Origin of the sequence: Mastigocoleus testarum BC008, from assembly GCF_001456025.1 — a bacterium.
Taxonomy (GTDB): Bacteria; Cyanobacteriota; Cyanobacteriia; order Cyanobacteriales; family Nostocaceae; genus Mastigocoleus; species Mastigocoleus testarum.
Genome location: NZ_LMTZ01000084.1, coordinates 107,983 through 131,873, shown reverse-complemented (window position 1 = coordinate 131,873; position 23,891 = coordinate 107,983). Strand labels below are relative to the sequence as shown.

Annotated in this window: 19 protein-coding genes and 1 CRISPR repeat array (1 of these 20 running past the window's edge); of the genes, 11 read left to right on the top strand and 8 right to left on the bottom strand. The window is 37.7% G+C overall.

Features of this window, described 5'->3' with window-relative positions; translation table 11 throughout:
- Positions 1-298 precede the first annotated feature (298 nt).
- On the bottom strand, positions 299-1,558 hold the full coding sequence (locus BC008_RS13835; protein ID WP_027846437.1) for a GTP cyclohydrolase II: 1,260 nt from the start codon (positions 1,556-1,558) through the stop codon (positions 299-301).
- Positions 1,559-1,837: 279 nt separating this feature from the next.
- On the opposite strand from BC008_RS13835, the gene BC008_RS13830 reads away from it, so the two are divergent.
- Both BC008_RS13830 and BC008_RS13825 read left to right on the top strand, forming a co-directional pair.
- Positions 1,838-2,311 carry a tetratricopeptide repeat protein gene (locus BC008_RS13830; protein WP_027846438.1) on the top strand — a complete coding sequence of 158 codons (474 nt, stop codon included), beginning with the start codon at positions 1,838-1,840 and terminating at the stop codon, positions 2,309-2,311.
- 261 nt (positions 2,312-2,572) lie between these two features.
- Positions 2,573-3,925 (top strand): FAD-binding oxidoreductase, encoded by a 1,353-nt coding sequence (locus BC008_RS13825; protein ID WP_027846439.1) that lies wholly within the window; start codon positions 2,573-2,575, stop codon positions 3,923-3,925.
- Positions 3,926-3,949: 24 nt separating this feature from the next.
- Here the strand turns inward: BC008_RS13825 and BC008_RS13820 are convergent, their stop codons facing one another.
- The 3 genes from BC008_RS13820 to BC008_RS13810 form a co-directional block, all read right to left on the bottom strand.
- Positions 3,950-4,723 (bottom strand): hypothetical protein, encoded by a 774-nt coding sequence (locus BC008_RS13820; RefSeq protein ID WP_027846440.1) that lies wholly within the window; start codon positions 4,721-4,723, stop codon positions 3,950-3,952.
- A gap of 168 nt (positions 4,724-4,891) precedes the next feature.
- Complete coding sequence (locus tag BC008_RS13815; protein WP_027844179.1) at positions 4,892-5,800, bottom strand: ABC transporter ATP-binding protein; 909 nt, start codon at positions 5,798-5,800, stop codon at positions 4,892-4,894.
- Positions 5,801-6,009: 209 nt separating this feature from the next.
- On the bottom strand, positions 6,010-6,633 hold the full coding sequence (locus BC008_RS13810; protein WP_058183599.1) for a TetR/AcrR family transcriptional regulator: 624 nt from the start codon (positions 6,631-6,633) through the stop codon (positions 6,010-6,012).
- A gap of 306 nt (positions 6,634-6,939) precedes the next feature.
- Here BC008_RS13810 and BC008_RS13805 point away from each other — a divergent pair, with 306 nt between their 5' ends.
- Positions 6,940-8,331 (top strand): efflux RND transporter periplasmic adaptor subunit, encoded by a 1,392-nt coding sequence (locus tag BC008_RS13805; protein WP_027844178.1) that lies wholly within the window; start codon positions 6,940-6,942, stop codon positions 8,329-8,331.
- Between the two features lie 70 nt (positions 8,332-8,401).
- Positions 8,402-11,581: an efflux RND transporter permease subunit gene (locus BC008_RS13800; protein WP_027844177.1), complete on the top strand. Its 3,180-nt coding sequence runs from the start codon at positions 8,402-8,404 to the stop codon at positions 11,579-11,581.
- Positions 11,582-12,035: 454 nt separating this feature from the next.
- Here BC008_RS13800 and BC008_RS13795 read toward each other — a convergent pair whose 3' ends face one another.
- Entirely contained in the window at positions 12,036-12,323 is a 288-nt protein-coding gene (locus BC008_RS13795; RefSeq protein ID WP_027844176.1) for a hypothetical protein, read from the bottom strand.
- Between the two features lie 84 nt (positions 12,324-12,407).
- Here BC008_RS13795 and BC008_RS48320 point away from each other — a divergent pair, with 84 nt between their 5' ends.
- From BC008_RS48320 to BC008_RS13770, 7 genes are all read left to right on the top strand, one after another.
- Positions 12,408-12,611 (top strand): hypothetical protein, encoded by a 204-nt coding sequence (locus BC008_RS48320; protein WP_153009582.1) that lies wholly within the window; start codon positions 12,408-12,410, stop codon positions 12,609-12,611.
- 872 nt (positions 12,612-13,483) lie between these two features.
- Positions 13,484-15,001: a C-3',4' desaturase CrtD gene (gene crtD / locus BC008_RS13790; RefSeq protein ID WP_027844175.1), complete on the top strand. Its 1,518-nt coding sequence runs from the start codon at positions 13,484-13,486 to the stop codon at positions 14,999-15,001.
- Positions 15,002-15,207: 206 nt separating this feature from the next.
- The gene (locus BC008_RS13785; RefSeq protein WP_027844174.1) at positions 15,208-15,501 is read left to right on the top strand and encodes a hypothetical protein; all 294 of its coding nucleotides are present in this window, start codon (positions 15,208-15,210) and stop codon (positions 15,499-15,501) included.
- Positions 15,482-15,622, top strand: coding sequence for a hypothetical protein (locus BC008_RS49465; protein ID WP_161938114.1), 141 nt, complete (start codon positions 15,482-15,484; stop codon positions 15,620-15,622). The genes BC008_RS13785 and BC008_RS49465 overlap by 20 nt, the downstream gene beginning before the upstream one ends.
- Before the next feature lie 456 nt (positions 15,623-16,078).
- The gene (locus BC008_RS13780) at positions 16,079-16,591 is read left to right on the top strand and encodes a S8 family serine peptidase (protein WP_027844173.1); all 513 of its coding nucleotides are present in this window, start codon (positions 16,079-16,081) and stop codon (positions 16,589-16,591) included.
- A 292-nt stretch (positions 16,592-16,883) separates the two neighbouring features.
- Complete coding sequence (locus tag BC008_RS13775; RefSeq protein WP_161938113.1) at positions 16,884-19,121, top strand: S8 family peptidase; 2,238 nt, start codon at positions 16,884-16,886, stop codon at positions 19,119-19,121.
- Positions 19,122-19,208: 87 nt separating this feature from the next.
- Entirely contained in the window at positions 19,209-19,988 is a 780-nt protein-coding gene (locus tag BC008_RS13770; protein ID WP_027844172.1) for an MBL fold metallo-hydrolase, read from the top strand.
- Positions 19,989-20,272: 284 nt separating this feature from the next.
- Here BC008_RS13770 and BC008_RS13765 read toward each other — a convergent pair whose 3' ends face one another.
- From BC008_RS13765 to BC008_RS13755, 3 genes are all read right to left on the bottom strand, one after another.
- A complete protein-coding gene (locus tag BC008_RS13765) occupies positions 20,273-20,905 on the bottom strand; it encodes a hypothetical protein (RefSeq protein WP_027844171.1) in 633 nt (210 codons plus the stop codon).
- A gap of 286 nt (positions 20,906-21,191) precedes the next feature.
- Positions 21,192-21,725 (bottom strand): hypothetical protein, encoded by a 534-nt coding sequence (locus BC008_RS13760; RefSeq protein WP_058183597.1) that lies wholly within the window; start codon positions 21,723-21,725, stop codon positions 21,192-21,194.
- Positions 21,726-22,752: 1,027 nt separating this feature from the next.
- Positions 22,753-23,226, bottom strand: coding sequence for a DM13 domain-containing protein (locus BC008_RS13755; protein ID WP_058183596.1), 474 nt, complete (start codon positions 23,224-23,226; stop codon positions 22,753-22,755).
- A 165-nt stretch (positions 23,227-23,391) separates the two neighbouring features.
- Positions 23,392-23,891: direct repeats of the CRISPR family, unit length 37 nt; unit sequence GTTTCAATCCCTGATAGGGATTTTAGTGAGTTTCAAC (it continues 954 nt past the right edge of the window).

Genomic DNA, 23,891 nt, shown 5'->3' with positions numbered 1-23,891 from the left:
ATCAGCATTTGAGCGATCGCTCTACCCCCGCGAAAAATTTACGTGTTAAAAGTTAAAACAAATACTTTTGCTTTCACTGGGAAACGTGGAATTAAATTTTCAAGGTTCTGTATTTTCACCAATCAAGTATAGCAGAAGACCCCAAAATTTTTGCAGTATCGATCGCAAATTCAACATTAACTTGTTTATCATTTTTCCCAAGTTATCGGTCGTTGATTGTTGTATAATAATTCGAAATAATTTTTTACGAATTAATATATATCTTTACAAAGAATATTTGCCAGCCAGTAAAAAGTTTTCAGTCGCTCAAAGAACGTCCCTTTACCCGAGCCAAACCATTCTCATCCAGAACATCTGTAGTTGCATAGTAACCAGCAGCTTTTTTCGCTTCAATCTCTACCTTCGCATCCGGGGGAACCAACTCATCTGGAATTGGCACGCGCTCTACAATTTTAATACCTGCTTGAGTGATGGCTTCATATTTCATATTACTCATGGATACCATCCGGTCAATTCGGGTGACTCCCAGCCAATGTAAGACATCCGGCATTAATTCTTGAAACCGCATATCCTGTACCCCTGCAACACACTCAGTTCTAGTAAAATAAGCATCGGCGCGATCGCCACCTTCTTGACGCTTGCGAGCGTTGTAAACCAAGAACTTTGTTACTTCTCCTAAAGCACGTCCTTCTTTACGGAAATAAACAATTATTCCTGCACCCCCTTCCTGTGCCGTTTTTACGCAGACTTCAATCCCATGCACTAGATACGGACGACAAGTACAAATGTCAGAACCAAAGACATCGGAGCCATTGCACTCATCATGAACTCTTACTGCTAATGGTTTATTGGGATCGGTTATTGCTGAAACATCACCCACAATATATACAGTGACACCAGCGATTGGGGGCAAAAAGACTTTGAGGTCATGTCGAGTTACAAGCTCGGGAAACATCCCACCAGTTTCCTCGAATAAAGCGCGGCGTAAGTCTTCTTCAGCAATATTAAATCTTTTGGCGATGCCAGGTAAATACCACACTGGCTCAATCGCAGCTTTAGTAACAACTAAATCTCCACCGGGTTTCACGATCGTGCCATCAATGTGCAAGCGATCCTTTGCAATCGCATCTTGCAATTCTGGCATGTTGATATGTGCTTTAGTAATGGCAATGGTGGGGCGGATATCGTATCCTTGCTCGTAGTAAGATTTAAACACTTCTCCAACCACGGCTCCGAAGGGGTCTAAGGATACTATTTTATCAGGGTCGGCCCAACTGGGATGGGGGCCTATTTTTGCTACTGGTAATGTATTGGTTAGATCGGCACGATGGTCGGATTGAAGCACGCCACTTGCTACAGCTAGGGCTCGGTAAACTGAGTAATTACCCGAATGAGACCCAATTACGTTACGATGTGTTTGTTTCGTTAAGGTGGCAATAACTGGTCCCCTCTTAATTGGTTCAGAAACTCCCCAATTGATAGATATTGGCTTGGGACCAAAGCGACTTGGATGTGAAGTTAAAACAATATGCCTAGAAACGGGACTTTGCTTTGGCATGATAATTTACTATTATTCTTTTAGGAACTATTAATCTTTTCAGCTTTGTCAAGTATCCTCGGTTTATTTTTGTTCATCAAGTTTAGCTGAAGAAATTATCTATAACTTATGTCCAGGAATAATGACATTAGTGAAAATAGCATTCTTGACTACAGAAATAGCATATTATGTCTATAAAGCGCAATTTAAAGCGAAAAATTAAAAGTCAGTGAACATCTTACCCAACGATGAGTTTTGTGCGAAATTTAATTCAAATAAGCAATTGTTAAACTCAAATTTATGGACTCTTTAATTATTGATTCCTTACTTAAAGATTTAAAGAATGCTGACGAAAAAGTCAGGGAACGAGCAACTAAAAAACTGTGGCGGATTTGGTTTCAACAAAAAGGAACCTATGGCTTAGAAATGATTGAGCGTTCTCAGCAGTTACTTGACTCAGGCAAAATTGGTGAAGCCAAAGCCCTACTCGCTAAGCTAATCCGTCAACAGCCAGACTTTGCTGAGGCTTGGAACCGACGAGCTTTTCTTTATTATAGTCTGGGTGATTATCAAAACTCTTTGGCTGATTGTCAAATGGTTCTTCGTCTGATACCAGTACATTTTGGCGCACTTCATGGCATGGGTCTATGCTATGCTGCCATGGGTCAGTATGCTGAGGCTATTAAGGCTTTTCATCGCGCTCTAGAGATTCAGCCATATTCCCTGGCTAATCAAAAATTAATTTTAGAATGTAACTTGCGATTGAGTAATTAAAATCAGAAAAATTAGATTTCTTTACTTTACTAGCCACTCAATTTTGTTTAATTTCATTCTACTTCGTTCTAATTTACTGAGTAGTAAAAAGTGATATACTTTCACTTTATAAACTACGTAATATTTTTGGTGTGAGAGAGTATAATACATATTAAGTATGTGCGAAATTTAATTGTTTTTTGTTGCTAATAAAGTTACACAGGTATTTAGTCACCCAAGTATTTAGTTACTCTAAAATAAAGATATTTACGACTGAATATTATGAACGAATCAGCTATTAAGTCATCTAATTTAAATGCATTAGTTAATAGCATTGAAGGTATAGAAGTTATTACAGATTTAGAGCTAGTACGGAAATTATCGCAAGATTATCATACATTTAGCCCGATTCTGGTTACTCAGTTAGCTGATAAAGTCGCAGATATTGTCATCCGCCCGGCAAATGAACAAGAAGTAATCAAAGTTGCAGCAGCTTGTAGTAAATACAGAATACCTGTAACCGTTAGAGGTGCGGGTACGGGCAACTATGGTCAATGCGTACCCTTGCATGGTGGAGTTGTTTTAGATACTAGTAAAATGCAGGACATTATCTGGGTCAAGCCCGGTGTTGCAAGGGTACAAGCAGGCGTGAAATTAGCAGCTTTAGATAAACAAGCCCAGAAACTTGGTTGGGAGATGCGGATGGCACCTTCAACCTATCGTACCGCTAGCATCGCAGGTTTTGTGGCTGGTGGTAGTGGTGGGATTGGTTCGATCCGATATGGGTTATTGGGAGATAGGGGTAATCTCCTAGCTTTGAAGGTCATAACCATGGAAGAAGAACCCCGGATCTTAGAACTGCGTGGAGATGAAGTTCAAAAAGTTACCCATGCTTGGGGAATTAATGGAATTATTACAGAGGTGGAGCTTCCCTTAGGAGCAGCTTACCCTTGGGCGGAAGTAATCGTTACTTTTCCAGACTTTATGTCAGCAGTCAGGTTTGGTAAAGATTTAGCTTCTGCTGATGGTTTAATTAAAAAAGAAGTGGGTATCTTTGCATCTCCAATTCCCCAATACTTTACAGCCCTACGGAAATATATCCCCGAGGGTAAGCATGCAGCTTTACTAATGATTGCCGAACCGAGTTTAGAATTATTATCCGGTTTAGTGAAGCAATATAAAGGAGATATTACTTTTAAAAAATCAGCACAGGAAGCAACCAAAGGTTTACACTTAGCCGAATATACATGGAATCACACCACACTACACGCCCGAACGGCGGATCCTTCCGTTACCTATTTGCAAAGTATCTTTCCTAATGATAACCTACAAACCATCGAACATATGTATCGTCATTTCGGAGATGAAGTGATGATGCATCTAGAATTTATTCGTGCTAATGGTGCGTTAGCTTCTCCTGGTCTGCAACTGGTGCGTTACACTACTGAAAAACGCCTTAAGGAAATCATTCGCTACCATGAGGATCATGGAGTGTTTATTGCTAATCCCCACTCATATTTGATAGAGGAAGGTTGGAAAAGAGCGATCGACCCCGAACACTTAAAATTTAAACAAATGGTTGATCCTTATGGCTTAATGAATCCTGGTAAAAGCAAGACTTTGAATCAGAGCTAATTAAAGATTGATTAAAATCTACAATTAATATCCGCTTAACATCCCTCGACGCTTTGTTTGATATTCTGCAACTCGAAACAGTGATAAACCGACAGCGAAATATATCGAACCATTAAGCAAAGCGATCGCTAAACTCGTCAAATTTAAACTTTCCCCCCGAGCCATTAAATCTCTTAATAAACCAGCACCGGGAGCCATTGGTAAAATTTGTGCAAGTAATCTCCCCGTTCCCGTCCAAGTTTCAGTGGGAGTTGTCAGTAAAAACAACAGCGGGAATTGAAGTAGAGGTGTTACTTGTTGAATGCGTTTAAATAATAGTGACAAGGAACCCAGAATAAAAGCAATACCGTACGCTCCAAGTAGTACTGTGACAAATGCTAAAACTAATGTTGGGGGAAAGTTGAGGTGGCTTTGAGTTAAAACTATGATGATAAAAAGAATGCCAAACATTTGAATAATTTGGAAGCTTAAATTAGCCAAGCTTCGCATGAGAAAAACTTGAATAGCACCGTAGCGTGCTAAAAAAACTTGTTCTAAGGTTCCGGTTAGCGCCTCCTGTTGTAACTGTCCACCAATATCAAAAAAAATGGATGTCATTAAAGTCCAAAGTACGTAACCAACAATAATTGAATCGAGTCTTTCGCCTAATTGAAAGCTTGGACCAGCAATATAACTAGCACTTAAAAATAGACCATAAAATACAGAAGCATAGACAAAAATTCCAGCTATTGCTTCAATTGGATAACGGCGAAAAATAATCCACCGACGGCGAAATTCTGCGAAAAATAATTCGAGCATTTTTGATTAATGAAATTTTAATGAAATAATTGGTAATTGGTAATGGGTAATTGGTAATTGGTAATTGGTATACGCCCTCACTGCTAACGCAGTGTTAGCAAGGTGTGACGCGTAAGCGTCATATGGTAATTGGTAAAAATCTAAGTTTTCATATCAAGTTAAGTTAATTTATCTGATTAATTTTAAAAATATTTGTGTTAAATCAGATTGCTCTTTTTGGACAAATTGTAATGGTAATGGTTTGAGAACTTCTAAAACTTTATAGACTAAATTTATTTCATCAATATAAATGATTTTATTATTTTCAATCTTGACGTTGATTCGTTCTAATTTTTCCAGTCGCACTTCATCCAATTTACTTTCTATTTCAATTGTGTATGTTGTTCCAGAAAACTTTTGAACGAGTTCGACGGTAGGTAGTTCTGTAATAATTGTCCCCTTTTGAATGATTGCAACTCGATCTGCAAGTTCTTCTGCTATACCAAGTTGATGAGTTGTCAGCAAGATTGCACAACCAGAAGCTGCAACTTCTTTAACTAAAACTTTTACATCTTCAGTTGCTTCTACATCTAATCCTAATGTTGGTTCGTCTAATAACAATAGTTGCGGTTGATGGACTAATGCTACAGCAAAAGCTAGCTTTTGCTGCATTCCCCGTGAGAGGTTTTGCACTCGAGTCTTACGCTTATCCTGTAAGCCAAATCTTTCTAAAAGCGCCATTCCCGATTTTCGAGCTTTTTGATGGGAAAGTCCTTTCAGCACGCCAAAATATTCTAAATTCTCTTGGGGAGTTAGTCGCCAATAGACATTACGATTACCTTCGAGGACTGCACCTAAATTTTGTAATGCAGCAGAATTACGATGTGGGTTTTTCCCAGCAATTCTCACCCCACCCACATCTGGTTGAATCAATCCCGCCATCATTTTAATACTCGTGGTTTTACCCGCACCATTGGGACCTAGAAAAGCCAATACCTCTCCAGCAGCAATACTTAAAGAAACATCTTTAACTGCTTCTACAACTTGCTTATTTTTACGGTAAGTCTTTTTGAGATTGTAAGTTTCCAATACTTTCATTGCGAAAATCCAAAACGACCTATATTAAGAAAGTTTAACAGTATTAATATCTACAGTTAGTCGTTCGATTTTTTTTTCGCGAATTCTGGAAGAATATCAACTTCAATCACAGCGTAATAGTAGATAAGAGTGCTTGCGATACTCGATTACAGATGAGCTACTTCTTACTTACTTTTTACTTTTACTTCTTACTCCTTACTTTTTACTTATTAATCCTCATTTCTCACCCCATGACCTCTCATAAATGTATCTACAGCATCATTAACTAAATCCACCGCATCTTCATCACTAATAGGTGGAGTTATATCTAACATTATTCGTAGATGATTTAGGCAATAGAGCATACTGTAAAATTGCTCTGCTGCACGGTAAGTATTACATTTTCTCAATTTACCCAATTCTTGCTGTCTTTTGATATATTTTTCTAGAGCCTCACAAGCCCGGGCTGGTCCTGCTTCAAAGAACATTTTACCCATTTCCGGAAATTGTGGAGATTGGGCAACAATTAACTGATGTAGCGCGACCGCTTTTGGTGATAAGATAACGGAAATAAATTGGTGACCGAGAACTGTCAAAGCTGCACGCGGAGTTAAATTCATTACTTCTGCACTTTGAAGTGACTCCAATAACTTCTGACAGTTATTTTCAATAATAGCTTTAAATAATCCTTCCTTATTACCAAAATAATTATAGATGCTGGCTTTTGAACCACCAACCTGTCGCACAACAGCATCAACACTTACGCCATCATAACCTCTTTCAATAAATAAATCTGTTGCTGCAGCAATAATAGCTTCGCGTTTTGCTGCAGAACGAGCGACGGACGAAGCCATAGAACACCTCCTGTGTAATAATTTCTAGATATTTCTTACTTTTGGCTTTTCTCAAAACTGTACCAAGCAGTACTATTTTTGCATTGAATGTTTTCAGTTTAACTGTATTTCAAATATCTATCAATAAAATCTAAAAATCTACTAACCCTTAGGAATATATATAATTCTGGGGTTATCAGCAAATCATCACTTTACGAATATCTTAATGCAAAAAGAGATTGTTTTTAGTATATTGTTTTGTACTGTACGGTATGTTACGATAAGCTCGTAAAAAAGGTAGTAAAAAATAAGGCAAAGGAATGACCTATGGATGCTTTGGACACAGACCAAACAAGGGAAGTTTTTGAGCAGCCACCTGCTTTACAGAAGAAAAATACTACTGCTGGGAACAAAAGAAAATTAATGCTGCGAGGATTAATTGGATCTTTTATCTTTTTAGGGGGGTTAGGATTAATATTTACTTTCAGGAATATTCATTCCAGTGCCGAGAAACAAGTCGAAGTAGTAACAAGAACTCAAACTCTTCGTGTTAAAACTTTAATTGTCAAACCAGTTCAGTCCTATGAAGTTTCCCGTACCTACACAGGGGAAGTTGCAGCACTCAGGGCTAGCGAACTTGGATTTGAACGTTCTGGGAAATTGGTTGAATTATTTGTTGATGAAGGAGACAGAGTTACTAAAGGAAACCCTTTAGCAAAACTTGATACTAGTAACTTAAAAACTCAACGTCTTCGACTCCTCGCAGAAAAAGCTCAAGCTAAAGCCAGATTAGAAGAATTAGAAGCCGGTCCAAGACAAGAAAGCATTGCAGCAGCACGAGCAGCAGTGCTAAACCTGGAGAAACAAACTCAGTTAGAGCGAATTAAACGTTCCCGACGAGAATCTTTATACAAAGAAGGAGCAATTTCCCGAGAACAACTAGATGAAGTTGCTTTTAACGCTGAAGCGATCGCAGCAAGGCTTTTGGAAGCTAGAAGTAACTTAGAAGAGTTGCTTAACGGTACGCGAAGAGAGCAGATATTAGCCCAAAGAGCGGTGGTAAAACAGTTAGAAGCAAATATTTCTGACCTAGAAATCAACATTGCTAAAAGTACCCTCAAAGCACCATTCTCCGGCACAATTGCTACCGGTAAACTTGATGAAGGAGTTGTAATTAATGCCGGTCAATCTGTAATACGTTTGGTAGAAAATGCTAGACCAGAAGTTAGAATTGGTGTACCGGTTAGTATTGTTCCTCAACTCAAAAACAAGAATGGGTTTTCTCGGGTGGAAATAGGAGGAAGAACTTATCAAGGAAAAATCAGTTCATTTTTGCCAGAAATTGATTCTAGAACTCGCACGCAAACAGTAGTTTTGAGATTAGAGCCGTCCTCTTTGGGGACAGTAACCCCAGGACAAACAGCACGTTGGCAAATTACTGATAAAGTTGCTCAAGAAGGGTATTGGATACCAAAAAAAGCTTTGGTTAAAGGATTGCGTGGTTTATGGTCTTGTTATGCCTTAGTTGAAGCAGATCGAGAAGCTTCTGTTAGTGAAGAGAAAACCTTTCGCCTTAAAGAACAAACCGTAGAAATTTTACATCAAGATGGAGAGCGAGTACTTGTACGAGGAACCCTAAGTCCTGGGGATATGGTAGTCGCAGATGGGGTACATCGTCTCGTTCCCAATCAGTTGGTACGTCGAGTTGAGGAGTTATGAGTAAGAAGTAATGAGTGACCAATTACCAATTACCAATTACTAGTTACCAATTACTAAAGACAAGTAATAAATGACTAAAATATTTTATCGTAATGGGCGACTACTCATTTTAACTATTCTTCTAATTCTTGTTTGGGGACTTTCTTCTTTTCAAGTACTACCAAGACAGGAAGATCCAGAATTGGTTAAACGCACTGCAGTAGTCACTACTCAGTTCCCCGGAGCTAGCGCCGAACGGGTAGAAGCATTAATTACAGAGGTTATAGAATCAGAACTATCGGAAATTGAGGAAATCAAGACAATCGAATCCGATTCTCGGGTTGGTTTATCTGCTGTCAGTATTGAATTACAAGATACGGTGATCAACAGCGACCCTATCTGGTCAAAAGTTCGTGATGAACTTGATGACGCAAGGCGATTATTTCCTCAAGGTGTTTTAGAACCAGAATTAGATGAAGCAGAAGTCAACGCATATGCGGTAATTGCTGCTTTAGTTTGGGAACGGGATGAGCCCCCTAATTATGCAATTATTCGCCGTTATGCCGAAGAACTAAAAGTTGTAATGAACGGGATACCTGGAACAGAGCAGGTAGATCTATTTGGCGACCCCCAAGAAGAAATTGTTGTAGAAGTTAACCAGTCTGAATTAGCTGCAGTAGGATTAAACGTACAACAGTTATCACAACAAATCAGTAATAGTGATGCCAAAGTAACAGCAGGACAATTACGTAGTCGGACAACTAATCTGCCCATAGAGGTAGAAAGCGAACTTGATTCTACCGAACGCATACGTCAAATTCCCATTCAATCAAATAGTGATGGTAGCGCCCAGTTTACCCGTTTGGGAGATTTGGCAAAAGTTAATCGGGGAATCATTCAGCCACCAACCGATCTAGCACTTATCGAAGGGAAACCCGCCATTAGTGTGGGTGTACTGATGGAATCTGGCAACAGAATTGACCAGTGGGCGCAAGTGATTCGTGAAAACTTATCACAGTTTGGTAAAAGTCTTCCTAGTGGTTTACATTTAAAAGTCATTTTCGACCAAAGCAGCTATGTTGAAAATCGTTTAAATGGTCTTATTTCTAACTTACTTGTGTCTGCTGCGTTGGTTGTTGGCGTCACAATGATTTGTATGGGTTGGCGGTCCTCTCTGATTGTCGGTTCTGCTTTACCACTAACCGTATTTGCTGTTTTCGGTTGGATGCGTGTGGTTGGAATACCTCTACATCAGATGTCTGTTACTGGCTTAATTCTTGCTTTGGGTTTACTGATTGACAACGCAATTGTCATGGTGGATGAAGTGGCAATAAAGTTGCGTAAAGGACTAAAGCCAGAAGCTGCAGTGATTAAAAGTGTAGGTTATCTAGCCGCACCACTTTTAGCATCAACCGCTACTACAATATTTAGCTTTATGCCTATTGCTTTGCTACCTGGAGGAGCAGGGGAATTTGTCGGCTCGATTGCGGTGAGTGTGATTTTAGCATTGATTTCTTCTTTAGCGATTTCTCTAACAATTATTCCCGTACTAGTTGGTAAAGTACATGAATACAGGCTCCATAGAGAGAAACGTAAACCAAAAAAATCCTCCTTTTCACTTCCTCTTCCTCATTATGTGAGAAATTGCTTGGATTCTGGTATTTCTTTCCCTCCGGTGGAAAGGGTCTATGCTTGGACTGTAAAAAAAGTAGTCGCGCGACCAATTATTGGTTTAGTTTTGAGCCTGACAATTCCTGTAATCGGCTTTATCCAAGCAGGAACTTTAGAAGAACAATTTTTCCCTTCCGTTCTGCGCGATCAATTTCAGATAGAACTAGAAATGCCAGCGATGACGGCGATTGAGGAAACTCGTGATCGAGTTTTAACTGCTCGCCAACAAATTCTCCGTCACCCGGAAGTTGTTGATGTGCATTGGTTTATTGGGGAAAATGCACCCAGATTCTATTACAACTTACTTGGAGGGTTAGAAAATGCTCCCTACTATGCTCAGGCTCTAGTACAACTGAAATCACCAGAAAAATCACGTCAGTTGATATGGAAGCTACAGGACGAATTAAGTGAAGAATTTCCCCAAGCCCGAGTTTTAGTTAAACAATTGGAGCAGGGACCACCCTTTGAAGCACCAGTTGAAATGCGAATTTATGGACCAGATATTGAACGTTTGCGTCAGCTAGGAATGCAAGCAAGAGCTATTTTGACCCAAGTTGCTGACGTAACTCAAGTTCGTGACGATTTGACAGAACCCCTACCCAAACTAGGGTTACGAGTAGATGAAGAACAAGCACGTTTAGCGGGATTAAACAATACTGCGATCGCTCAGCAATTAGATGCTCAACTTGAAGGGATTACAGGTGGTTCAATTCTCGAAGCAACCGAAGAAATTCCCGTGCGCGTTCGCATCTCGTCAGACAAAAGAGGAGATTTAAGTCATATAGCTTCTCTCAACTTACTGCAAGCCAATCAATCTTCCCAAAATGGAAGTCAATCTTTTCGCCCCTTATCTGCTTTAGGAAATTTTAACTTGGTTCCAGAACTGGCAAACATATCCCGTCGTAACGAACAGCGAGTGAATACAATCCAAGGTTTTATTACTGCTGGAGTTCTACCTGCTAAGGTACTCAATGAATTTCAACAAAAACTAACAGATAGTGATTTTAAGTTACCATCCGGTTACCGTTATGAATTTGGTGGGGAAACAGAAGAGCGTAACCGAGCGGTAGGCAATCTTTTTGCAACGGTGGGCATATTAGTAGTATCAATGATTGCTGCTTTAGTATTATCTTTGCATTCTTTCCGCCTAGCAGCAATTGTGGGAATAATTGCTATTTGCTCGATTGGTTTAGCAATGTTTGCACTTTGGGCATTTAATTCTGTTTTTGGGTTTATGGCCATTGTTGGTAGCATGGGCTTAGTGGGTATAGCCATCAATGATTCAATTGTGGTACTTGCAGCCCTAAATGATAATCCTGATGCTCGTCAGGGCGATCGTAAAGCAGTAAGCAAAGTTGTTGTGGAAGCAACACGTCATGTTATGACAACTACCGTTACGACAATTATTGGCTTTACACCTTTGCTAATTGATGGCGATCCATTTTGGTTACCTTTGGCAATTGCGATCGCAGGGGGTCTTAGTGGAGCTTCTTTGCTGGCTCTTTACTTTGTACCATCAGCTTATTTACTTTTAAAAACTAAACCTCGTCGAAACGGACCCGGAAAGACAAATTCCAACACTCCCAAGATTCTTGCTTAGGTCGATCAATAAAAACGAATCACTTAATTTTTATTGATTCAGACTCTTATCTTCTGAATTTTGATCGCTGATTGCAAGGAAGTTAGCCGGAACTAGAAAGCTAAATTCCAAGTGCAAAGAGTATAGCACTCCTGATATCTGTTTTCTGAATTTTGAATTCGCAAATAAGTAATGCTTCTTTAGATAGTCTTTAGTCATTAGTCATTAGTCTTTCCTGAATCTAAACGACCAATGACTAACGACAAAGAACAATCTTTAGAAACAAATATGTCGGATTGTCTGGATAACAAACAATCTATTTTTAAGGGATATTTATAACCTCAATGCTTTGTATATCAAGGCTTACATGCTTTATCTAGAACATAGTTTATAACAAGAAAAAAGTTTGATGCTCTACTTGTAAATTAGAGTTTCAGCAAGAAGACTTGCAAATACACAAATACGAGCGAAGAAATCAGTTTTTCAAAGCACTCCATTTTAAATACTGGATTTCAGCCCAGGTTTCACTTTGTTGGAAGACTTGAGCAATCTTTGACCATGTTGTACGTGAAACCGCAGAAAGATTATATTTTTGGGGATCGGACTCAGAGCAAAACATTTTATATGCCCAAATAGGTTCGTTTCCGATAGTTCTGGCTATAGCTATCCAGTCAGCTAAAGAGAGCGAACTCAGATCCCATCTAGCTGAAACATCAGAGATATTTAGGAGGCCATTTGGTTTGATAGTTTGAGCCAATAACATATTAGACCTACATTTAATTGCAAGAGGAATAGCTCCATCTTTACTGCCATTAACCGCAGCTGAAGTGAAGTGGTAGAATACACCATGTTTTTTACACTAATTTTTAGAAATGTCAAGGCATTCTCGGAACGATTATCTCCACTACATCCCATGAGGCAAGATGTACCACCAGTAAAAATTCAACTTATAAGCGCTTATTGGAGAATATTCAGCCAATTTAGGTTTTTTGAAAAACTATCGCTAAAAGAAATTACTTCTGCTTATGCTCAAGCTTTTATTCCCTTATAATGTTAAATAGAATACATATTATGTAGAGAATAATATCCCATTCGTATAACTACAGGTGAAAGCGAAACAGAAATTTTGACCTACAAAATGACTGACAACTACAGAAAGAAAATAGGCTCAAAGTATACAAGCAGAAGATAAAGCAATAATATTTTTGTGCAATATTAATAAGTAAAGCATTTTATACTAAGTAATTTAGGTTGGCATCAAGAGTTGCACTCATCAGTCTATAACTGCTGAGTTCATTACAAATTGAGTTTAAGGGAGTTAAGTGGAATATAAATTATTTAAGATCGTAAATAACTCACTAAACTCCTAAAACCTCCTTAAAAAACAAAATGGGTTATTATTAAGACATAATATTTCACCGTCATAAGGGCAGAGCCAATCGCAGCCGTCATAATTTTTAGGATATTTCTTTGTTTCCGATTCAGGACTCTCGTTACAGTAAAATAGATATCTGAATTAATATATATGTTGCCACAGCCGAAATAAAGGAGTGTTTCGGAGTTTATGTAATAAAAAAGATTAGGATTCCTGAATATAAAAGTGGAGCGATAAACATAGATAAATCAGCAAGAAAGAGAGAAACATTTAGAATACGAATATCTTATTTTTCTCACTTATCACCAATCGGCCTTTCAAATTTAACTAAAAAATTTAACTGAGACTTAAATGTGCATATAGTCTATTTATTTACTTTTTATTACTGATTTTATAGTAAAAACAAGGAGAAGGAAAATCAGGAAACATCTAAAGATAATTTTTATCTCAAAAAATAAAAAACAATAAAAATTACGACTTAATAGTAAACCAATCGCAACAAAGATATACAATAGAATAAGAAATATGAAGAAAAGTAAAATAAATCAATGCCGCATCAAAGTGTTGGCAAGCAGAAAAAACGTGTAATAGTTATTGGCGCTGGGATTGGCGGATTAACAGCTGGAGCTTTACTGGCTCATAGAGGTTATGAAGTCCTGATTTTAGATCAAGCAATTGTACCTGGTGGCTGTGCTTCAACTTTTAAGCGCAAAGGCTTTACTTTTGATGTTGGAGCAACCCAAGTAGCAGGTTTAGAATCGGGAGGAATTCATCACCTAATTTTTTCTGAGTTAGGAATTGAGTTACCACAAGCAACTCCATGCGACCCTGCTTGTGCTGTATTTCTACCAGGTGAGGAAAGCCCTATTAATGTTTGGCGCAATCCAGAAAAATGGCGAGAGGAACGACAAAAACAGTTTCCTGGTAGCGAAGGTTTCTGGCGATTGCTCAAAAATTTATTTGATGCTAGTTGGAAATTTCAAGGGCGCAATCCGGTTTTACCCCCTCGTAACCTTTGGGATTTATGGCAATTGACTAAGGCTGTACGTCCCAGTACTTTAATTACTGTGCCCTATACTTTATTTACTGTAGGGGATGCTTTGCGTTTTTGCGGACAGGGAAATAATCATCGCCTCCGACAGTTTCTGGATTTGCAGTTAAAGCTTTATTCCCAAGTAAATGCAGAAGAAACAGCATTACTTTATGCAGCGACAGCTTTGAGTGTCTCTCAAGAACCACAGGGTCTATATCACCTTGAAGGTAGCATGCAGGTACTAAGCGATAGACTTGTAGAAGCCTTAGAAAAATATGGTGGCAAATTATTGATGCGTCATACAGTGGAAGGTGTCGAGCTTAAAAACGGTAAGGCTAACGCTGTAGTCATTCGCAACCAAAAAACAGGAGATGTGTGGACTGAAGATGCAGAACATATAGTTGCAAATGTTACAGTTCAAAATTTTGTCCAGTTATTGGGCGAACAAGTACCCCAAGGTTATAAAAAACGGGTTGAGAAGTTACCTCCAGCTTCTGGTGCATTTGTAATTTACTTGGGTGTAGATGAAAGCGCTGTTCCTCCTGGATGTCCTCCTCACCTGCAATTTATGTATGATGCTAATGGCCCCATTGGTGAGAATAATTCTTTATTTGTTTCAGTTAGTCGCTCTGGTGATGGTCGCGCACCTGCGGGTCAAGCTACCATTATTGCTTCTTCATTTGTCGACCCAACGCCGTGGTGGAAAACTCAAGATTATCAGAAATTGAAACAACAATATACTCAAGAAGCAATTTCTCGTCTCAACACATACTTTTACTTAAAACCAGAAACTATTATTCATGTAGAAGCTGCTACACCGACAACTTTTGCTAAATACACCGCACGCGATCAAGGAATTGTGGGTGGTATTGGTCAACGCATACCAACTTTTGGTCCCTTTGGTTTTGCTAATCGTACCCCAGTGAAAAATTTATGGTTGGTTGGTGATTCAACCCATCCGGGAGAAGGTACAGCAGGGGTGAGCTATTCTGCGTTAACTGTTGTCCGACAAATTATGAAAGCAACAAGGTAATAACTGAGCTTTTAATTTTACCAGCAGAAAACAGGAGTGAGGAGTCAGGAGACAGGAGATAAGAGTGAAATATTCTTTAAAAATGACTTTTAAGTTTTGACCTATATCTCACTTATTTGCAATCCGCGATAAATTTTTAATATATTGCAGAAGTTCTGACCGTCAGGGAATCGACGGTCCAATCTCCAATTTCCTATCAACTCCCCATGAAAGCAAGAATCGAAAACGATATTCTTTTGTTAGATCGCGAAGATGTCCCAGAGTATAAGAAAGGTGGCTCTACAGTTAGGAATAGTTATTTTTGGGCTTTGCGTTCTATTGCTGGTAAAGCTGGGCGTTATGGTGACTGGGAATATGAACCTGAAGTATGGTTAGCGTTGAGACGAATGTTACTATCTTTTGCTGAATCTGGTTATTTAGGAATCAGAGAAACTTTATTAGAATTTCCCTCATCACAAGTAATTCCTGAAGTATTGCGAGATGCTGCGACTTGGGAATAGTGGTGTGGGTCTAAGTGTTGATGGTACAAATTGGTACCGCTTAATTAGTTTAACTGGCGACAACTCACCGCAACCTTCTCAGACGGCGTTACTCGATAGGCGTATCTTGCGCTGTGCATAGCATCGTAGGATGATTTTACCCGCCTCTCAGATTTGTTGTCGCTTGTTTAGTTAGATAGAAATATTAAGTAATTCTGTGTATACTTAGTTTTTATTGCTACTTATATGATAACCTTTGGAAAAGAGTTCAATAACAAATATATATTTTATTGAGAAGTAATTCAGAAAACATGTTACTGCTCAATCATTTTCTAAGCTCTATAGCCTACTGCCTATACTTTACAGCCTATACTTTACAGCCTGTTAAACCTGCCTATGAATCATTACCTAATACTTTAGACTCAGTTGAATTAGTAAGATACATTTGTCATATTTCAGCAGCGGTAATTACGGGGTAATTGTATGTCAATTAACTTTCGGCTTGCATGATACTATGTATACTTGATTCATGATTTATATCTAACTTTGAAATTTCAGAACAACTCTCCTTAAAATATATCGGCGAGGCATCTGTCATATGAAGCTTTTATTCTCTGGTGTTATTATATTTAGTGGTTTAACGTTGGCAGACATTGAACCTTTGAAAGCTCAAATACCTAATAGTTTGCACAATCAGGCCAATAGTCAGCTATTTTATAGATATTACGGTCGAAAAATTCCTCTTGCTCTGCAAGGAGATATATTTGCTCCTCGAAGGCTTGCTACTTCTTCTGAGGAAGAATATTTGGGACAAAAAAACTATATCAATGAAAATTTGCCTGCGTTGCCAAACCGTTATAGAAATAAAGATAAAGTAACATTATCGAACGAGATTATTGTCAGTTTTGATGAGGGACTTTCCCAAAGTAGTCAAAAATCTATTCTCCAGAAATATAAACTGAAGATAGTCCGTAAACTACGTTTTACCAAAAACCGTTACATAGTAACGTCAAGATCTACATTGGGTACTGGGATTCTTAATATCGCGAATCAACTAGATCGGGAACGTGGAGTAAAATCTGCGAGTCCAAATTTCACGTTACATCATTAAATCCAAGTAATTACTAGGAAAAATTGTAAAATCGTTCGAATTAAGCTTAATAAATTACGTAATTATACTTAAATTAGTGTAGCTTGTATTTCTAAAAGCAGACAACTTATGAAGATAGAGTATACATTAAGTAATTAATGTATATTTTTTTATGCATCTCTGTTGCTAGTTGTATTTTAGAATCTATTTGCGAGGCAGCTATACTATGAAGAGTTTTTTGTCTGGCATTCTTTTATTGACTTGTTTTTTGCCCATATTTAAGACTCAGCCTTTAAAAGCACAAACGTCAGTAGTGACAAATTCTCAGACAAATAAAAAATTATTTTATACCTATTACAATAAAAAAATTCCTCTGATTTTGCAAGAGGATATAGTTGCTATCAGCTTTAAACCCAAAGCTCAAAGTAGAGCTTCATTACCTCTACATTTGAAATTACAACTAGATCTAAATCGTTCCGTTGGAAAAACAAATTTCAATCAAGCAAATTTAAGCTTGGAAAACTCAAGCCTGAGAATTAAACCATTTGGGAAGCGTTATGCTTTAATGAGAATCCCCTCCACAAATCCTAGGGATAGTAGCACCATCCAAAGACTCCTCAAAAAACAGGCTTATGTTGAGAATACTTTACCTGTGTTTTCCAGACAGAAATCTTCTCCTCAAATAAGTGGTGGATATAGGGAAAAAATTATTCTCCCCAACGAAATTATTCTTCATTTTGACGAACAAACATCTAACAGTCAGAAACAAAAAATTCTGCGAAGACATAATTTAAGTATTATTCGTCCGTTACGTTTCAGTTCCAATCGGTATCTGGTTAAATCTCTATCTGCGTCAGGGGTACAAGTATTAGATGTAGCTAATCGTTTATATCGCCTTGATGGAATTAAATCTGCAACGCCTAACTTTAACTTATCCCATAATTTAAAAACATCCACAAATGTAAAACCAATAGATCTATCAATACCATTTTTCAGTAAAACTTCCTTTGATAATTCCCTTTTGTCCCCATTTACGAGAAAATTTGGCGGGATATCAAATATCACACAAAGAATTAGACTTGGTACTATTAGAGATCAAAGAAAAATCAAAAATCCTTTCCAAACAAGTTTGCTACCGTTACAATGGCATCTCAATAGTGCTCCTTTCAGTTACTGTTTAAATCAGTTTCCTAGTTTTATTAATAGGTGTTTGAGCGATAACTTATTTAATCGTTCTAGATCTCTTAAACCCAGTACTGATATTGGTGTAATTCCGGCTTGGTCTAAATCAAAAGCCGGTAAAGGTGTTGTAGTTGCAGTACTTGATGACTTTATTCAATGGAACCATCCAGATTTAATCGGTAGTCTTTACCGAGTAGGTAACGTTCAGGATAAACTCAGAGGTGAAAAACACGGTTGGGATTTTGTTGGTAACGATCCGGATACTCGAATTAATCCTCGCGAGTTATCTACGTTTCGTCCCATCTTCCAAGATAGTTTTTTGTTATCTGATGATGAACTACTGGAAAAATACGCAGACGATCCTTTTTTAGCAGAAATATCCTCAGTTAGGAAAGAACTGATTAGACATCTTACTAAAGCACAAATCGCCCAAGCTTTACGGGATCATATACGCAAAGAAGTAAGTAGTTTATTCCATGGAACTTGGGTTTCTGGAGTTATTGCTGCACGTCCTCAAGGTAAAAATGGGGTAGTTGGAGTTGCACCTAAAGCCAAATTTTTACCTGTAAAAGTTAGTAAAACAGTTTATAGTCCCACTTCTGGCTTTGAAACAATGTACCAAGTATCCCAAATTATTGAGGGAATTGGTTATGCGATCGCTAGAGGTGCGGATATTATTAACATGAGTTATGGTTCTTATTTACCAACTGCTGATGAAACAGATACCATAGTTCGAGCACAGAAAGAAAATCCCGATCTGGTATTTGTAGCTGCTGTTGGAAATGAAGGTATTGGAAGAATCGGATTTCCCGCAGCGATCGAAGATGTAATTGGGGTAGGAGGTGTCAATTTTAAAGGAAATCGTGCTTCTTATAGTAATTTTGGTAATGAATTAACTGTAGTTGCTCCCGGTGGAGATGTTTCAACTCGTTCGGTAGGGGTTAACGGTGGAATTTTGACAACTGGTGGTCAATGGGTCAATGGATTATGGCAAGGAATCGACAAACCAAGGTATTCTTGGAATACTCTCCCACTATCTCGAGGTAAATATATTTGGGTTGAGGGTACTTCTTTTGCTTCTCCCATGGTTGCGGGGGTGGTTGCGCTAATGAAGGGAGAAGATCCACAAAGAGTCCTAAGTCGAAAAGAGATTCTGGAGATTCTCAAAAGAACTTCATCTTACAGGGGATTAAAACTTTCCAATGCAGAAAAAAAATTACACCAATTATTGATGAAGCGGGGAAGGGTACCCAGATCGGTTTCAGCAGAAAAATATTTTTTTGGAAGTGGTTTAATTAATGCAGATGCTGCAGTAAGGGAAGTTCAAAATCGTTTAGTTGGAAGGACGCAAAGAACCAGGAGATATTAGATTTAGTGCAGCATTTAAGTCAACCGATACAAAAAAATCGATATCAGAGACATAATAAATGTAGGGTTTATCTTAACAAAAATACATATGCACCTTACTTATTTAGATAGCAATAGCTGGTTAATTGAAATCGGTAGCAAAAAAATACTGCTTGATCCATGGTTGGTTGGTAACTTGACTTTTAATGGTGCTGATTGGTTTTTTAAAGGTTCTAAACTCAAGGAACGACCAATACCAGAAAATATCGATCTAATTTTATTATCCCAAGGTTTGGAAGACCATGCACATACACCAACTCTCAAGGAGCTTGACCACAATATTCAAGTTGTTGGTTCTCCTAATGCAGCTAAGGTTGTGAAAGAATTAGGTTACACTCAAATTAATTCTTTGGACCATAACGAAACCTTTACTTTAGATGGAAGTATTGAGATTAAAGCTGTTCCCGGTTCTCCCATTGGTCCAACTTTAGTAGAAAATGGCTATATTCTGACCGAGTTGGAAACTGGTTTTACTCTTTACTATGAACCCCACGGATATCATTCACCTTCCTTAAAAGAATCTGCACCAATAGATGTGGTTATTACACCCCTGATTAACTTAGCTTTACCTTTGGTCGGACCTTTTATTAAGGGTCAGCAAAAGGCTTTAGAAGTTGCACAGTGGCTACAACCACAAGTTATGCTACCGACAGCAGCTGGTGGTGATGTAGAATTTGAAGGGCTATTAGTAAAATTTCTCAAAGCTGAAGGTACCGTTACAGATTTTAGATCGCTATTAGAAAAGAACAATTTAACAACTCAAGTAATCGACCCATCAGCAGGAGAACGCTTTGAAGTTGAGTTAAAGCAAAGAGTTTTGTCGGCTTAATATTTTGCTTGATTTGATATTCTGCCTGTAGTGTATCATCTTTATTGCAAATTAGTGGTTTGTCCCATTGAATATGATGGGTTAGCTTGTTCCACAAAACCTTGCAGAGACGTTGCATACAACGTCTCTACAACCCCTCAAAATTAATGTTCGTAGTAGCGCTTTAGCGCTTTAATATCAAGGCTTTACCGGGGCTAAAGCCCAACTACAAACCCGTCAAAGTTGGTGTGACACAGTACTAGTTTTGAATCGTTGGACAAATTTTTTAGAGTTCTTAGTATCAATTATTTATTCACGACAGCTTCCAAGGTTTTTACCTGCATTTTCAACTCTTCTACTGTTCGTGAATGTGATTTCTCTAATTCATAACCCAACCAAAGAAATCCACTGCTAAAAATTGTAATTATCCCAATCAACACACCTGTCAACCACTTGATTCGAGAACGAAGATGTTTGATTTCCCGACTTTTTTCTCGGTTCGCTAATTCTAATTCTAGTGTTGAGTTTGCCGTTGTTGCAGCTTCTAACTGTGCATTTTGTTGAGGAATGGTTGTAACTGGTTTCTGTACTTTCTTTTTCGAAGCCGTATTAAAAGTAACTTGTTTATAAAGCCATTTGGTGATTAAAGGAGGAAAATTTTTCAGAAACCATCGCCAAGCAAAGAAGCGGAATGCAGGCTTGGACATTCTACTGATTGGTTTTAAGATTTTTCTTAAGGGACCATAGCTAAATTTTTTATTGATTAAATTAACTGAAGCTATATCATAAAGACTATCTATTATAAGTTTTATTGTTACTTCTTCTCTATTCGACAAATTTTGTAAGAGTAAAAAAACGTCATGCATACGTTCTTTCTCTTGATTTTTTTCCGCTAATACATCCGGCAATTTTTCTGTTTTTACTAGTGATTTATGCATTATGTTTGACCGGCGGCAATTTATATTTTTAAACGGCTTATTGTGATGAAGACTTTATTCTAAACATCATCAAGTCATTTAAAACATTATTTTTTATTAATTAATATATTATTTAGCACAACAATATTATCTTACCGCTATTATTTTAATTTTATTCATAATCCTTAGTATGAATCAAGTTATATCGTTGGGATGTTTTATCGCCCAACGATAGGAGTAAAATAAACAAAATACGTTGCAAAAGTTACAGAATAATTGGAATTATTTTGCTGTAAATTTTTTACTGTTAGAAGTTATATCCTAAACCAACAGTTAGATCGAATTCTGTATCGCCTAAAAATAGCACATTTGCAGCGGTTGTAGCGGTTAATTTGGGTGTGAGTTTAAGGTCCATACCACCGGTTAGCATTAGGTCTGCATCTCCACCAGAGTTTATCGCAATTCCTCCACCTGCATAAGGTTTGATTCTACCGTTTAATTCTCCCAAGTCTCGATCGACTTTTGTTATATCTATAGTTGCAGGGATACGCAAATCCAAGTCACCATTGCTGAAAACGGCTGAAGGTCTAATGGATAAGCTTTTGGAGCGACCTAGATTTAGTAGTTTGACTTTACTAATGATCGCTGCATCTATAAAATCACTGTCTCCACCAATAACAGTTCCTAAACCTATATAGTTTTCACCTTTTGTGGAAGTTTTTTGATTACCGTTAAAAGTCTGAGCTAATTTTTGCTCTCCTGCGAAAGCAGATAAGGAAGTCGCAAGTAATGCAGAAACAGCTAAACCAACGGAAAGTAATGGATTAATAGTGAATTTCATCGTTTTATGAACAGGATTAATGAGATTATTGAAGTGCTTATTTGCGGTCTCGGAAATCTTAAAAAAGTAGAACAATAAAATATCAAATACTATTAATATCTAGCTCTAGCTGATAGTTGAAATAGAAAATGATATTTTTTTCTCAGAAATACAAGCTCTACTAATTAAAATGACTGTGGATAATAATGCTAGAAAACTGATGAAAGAGAAGTAATCAAACTGGAGGGCTTTAAAACTACTTCTTAGTAAATAGCAGATTTTGAGAGGATAAATAAAGGATAATTTGTGCTACAAACTCAAATTTAATCTTTCGATATCCAAAATTTTCTATTTTGAATAATTTACCGATTGAATTAAGAGTCGATGTTAGGAAATTCTAGGTTTATTCAGGGAAAAAACAGGGAATAGAAAACAGCTAATAGATAGCAAAAAATGTCCTAATTCAAAAACCTAGTAATATGAAACCTAATGCTACTCAAAAATGTAGATAATCTGGGAAAAGGTAAATTATAAACTTGCGCTGTGTTTGAAGAAAACTGTGTAGTGGGAACTATGATTGTCGGAGGTCGTCATCCCAGCCCTTTAATGTCAGTATATATGAGATAAATATGTGATATTTATAGAAATGTGCCAATAATTTTGGTGTCATCATATGGCGCTATGCGCAAGTAAAAAGTAAGAAGTAAAAAGTTTCTTACTTGGTTTCATAATTTACTTACGCCCTAACCTAGTTACGTGGTGCGATAAATCAGCTTTACCGATTTTATAAAGTAAATAAATGCATGCATGCAAAAATACAAGAAATCAGCAGCACCAGTAAATAATCTGGGGCTACTGACAATCGAACCGCATATTATAGCGCTATGCGCAAGTCAAAAGTCAAAAACTTATACCAATTCGATAAATCATTGCAACAGATTCTCCGGTAGAGACGTTGCAATGATTTAACGTCTCTACAGAAATCTATCTGTCTTATTATTTTTCCAAATTGGTATTACTGTATATAATGTAAAAGAGAATTTTAAATTTAAGTATTTTGCAGGCTAGCGTAACCAAAGGTTGCGTTGAATTCTTCACACCAGATTCCGACAGATTTGAATTCGTCCAGATTTACGTTTTCAGGAATTTCATAGGTCTGAGCACCTTTGAATTTTTGGATTGGTGCAAGGGTAATGTAGTTTCCTTCTTGAATATTTCCTGGTACAGTGCTGCTTTTATGTAAGATAACTTTCACGTCGGGACCATTACCGGTACTAAATGCTTCATCAAATTTGAGATAGCGTTTACCATTCATATTGACGATTTTGGCTTTACCGGTGGTAGCTTTTTCTGATTTAACAAAGTTACCGGATGCAATCAGCGATTTAGATTTGTTCGCAACTATTGTATCTTGGTGTGCGGGACGCGCTTCGGCTACTTCGGGACTAACTACTACTGAAACAACACTACCGAATAATACAATTGATGCGATTCCTAAACCTGCTACTCTGTTGAAATTCATGGTGATTGCTCCTGTAAACTTTGTTTTATGTCGTTTTCTTTTCCTTGATTACTAATATCGGTGATGAGTCTGAGGGGTTGGTGATTGGTAAATGAGTCTTTGCTAAGAGTTATCTGAGAAAACTGAGAGTGTTTGCTAAAGGAGCGATCGCTTTGTTCTTGCTGAGTTTCAATCCCTGATAGGGATTTTAGTGAGTTTCAACATATACCAATGGATGTATTGAATTAGATCTAGTGTTTCAATCCCTGATAGGGATTTTAGTGAGTTTCAACGGAACTGTGGTTGATCCAAAAAATTTTAATCCAGACGTTTCAATCCCTGATAGGGATTTTAGTGAGTTTCAACACATGGATTACACGTTTGGAGTAACATTGCAATGTTATGTTTCAATCCCTGATAGGGATTTTAGTGAGTTTCAACAACGATCGCTCCGTCATAGATTAAAGCAAGTAAGTTTCAATCCCTGATAGGGATTTTAGTGAGTTTCAACTTCTTCCACAAAATCAGGTTGAAGAAAAGCGTACGTTTCAATCCCTGATAGGGATTTTAGTGAGTTTCAACGTTTAGGCGGTTCTTGAAACAAACCTTTTGGGTTTCAATCCCTGATAGGGATTTTAGTGAGTTTCAACGAACGAATCTTTGACAGAGAGTTAAGGAATCAAGTT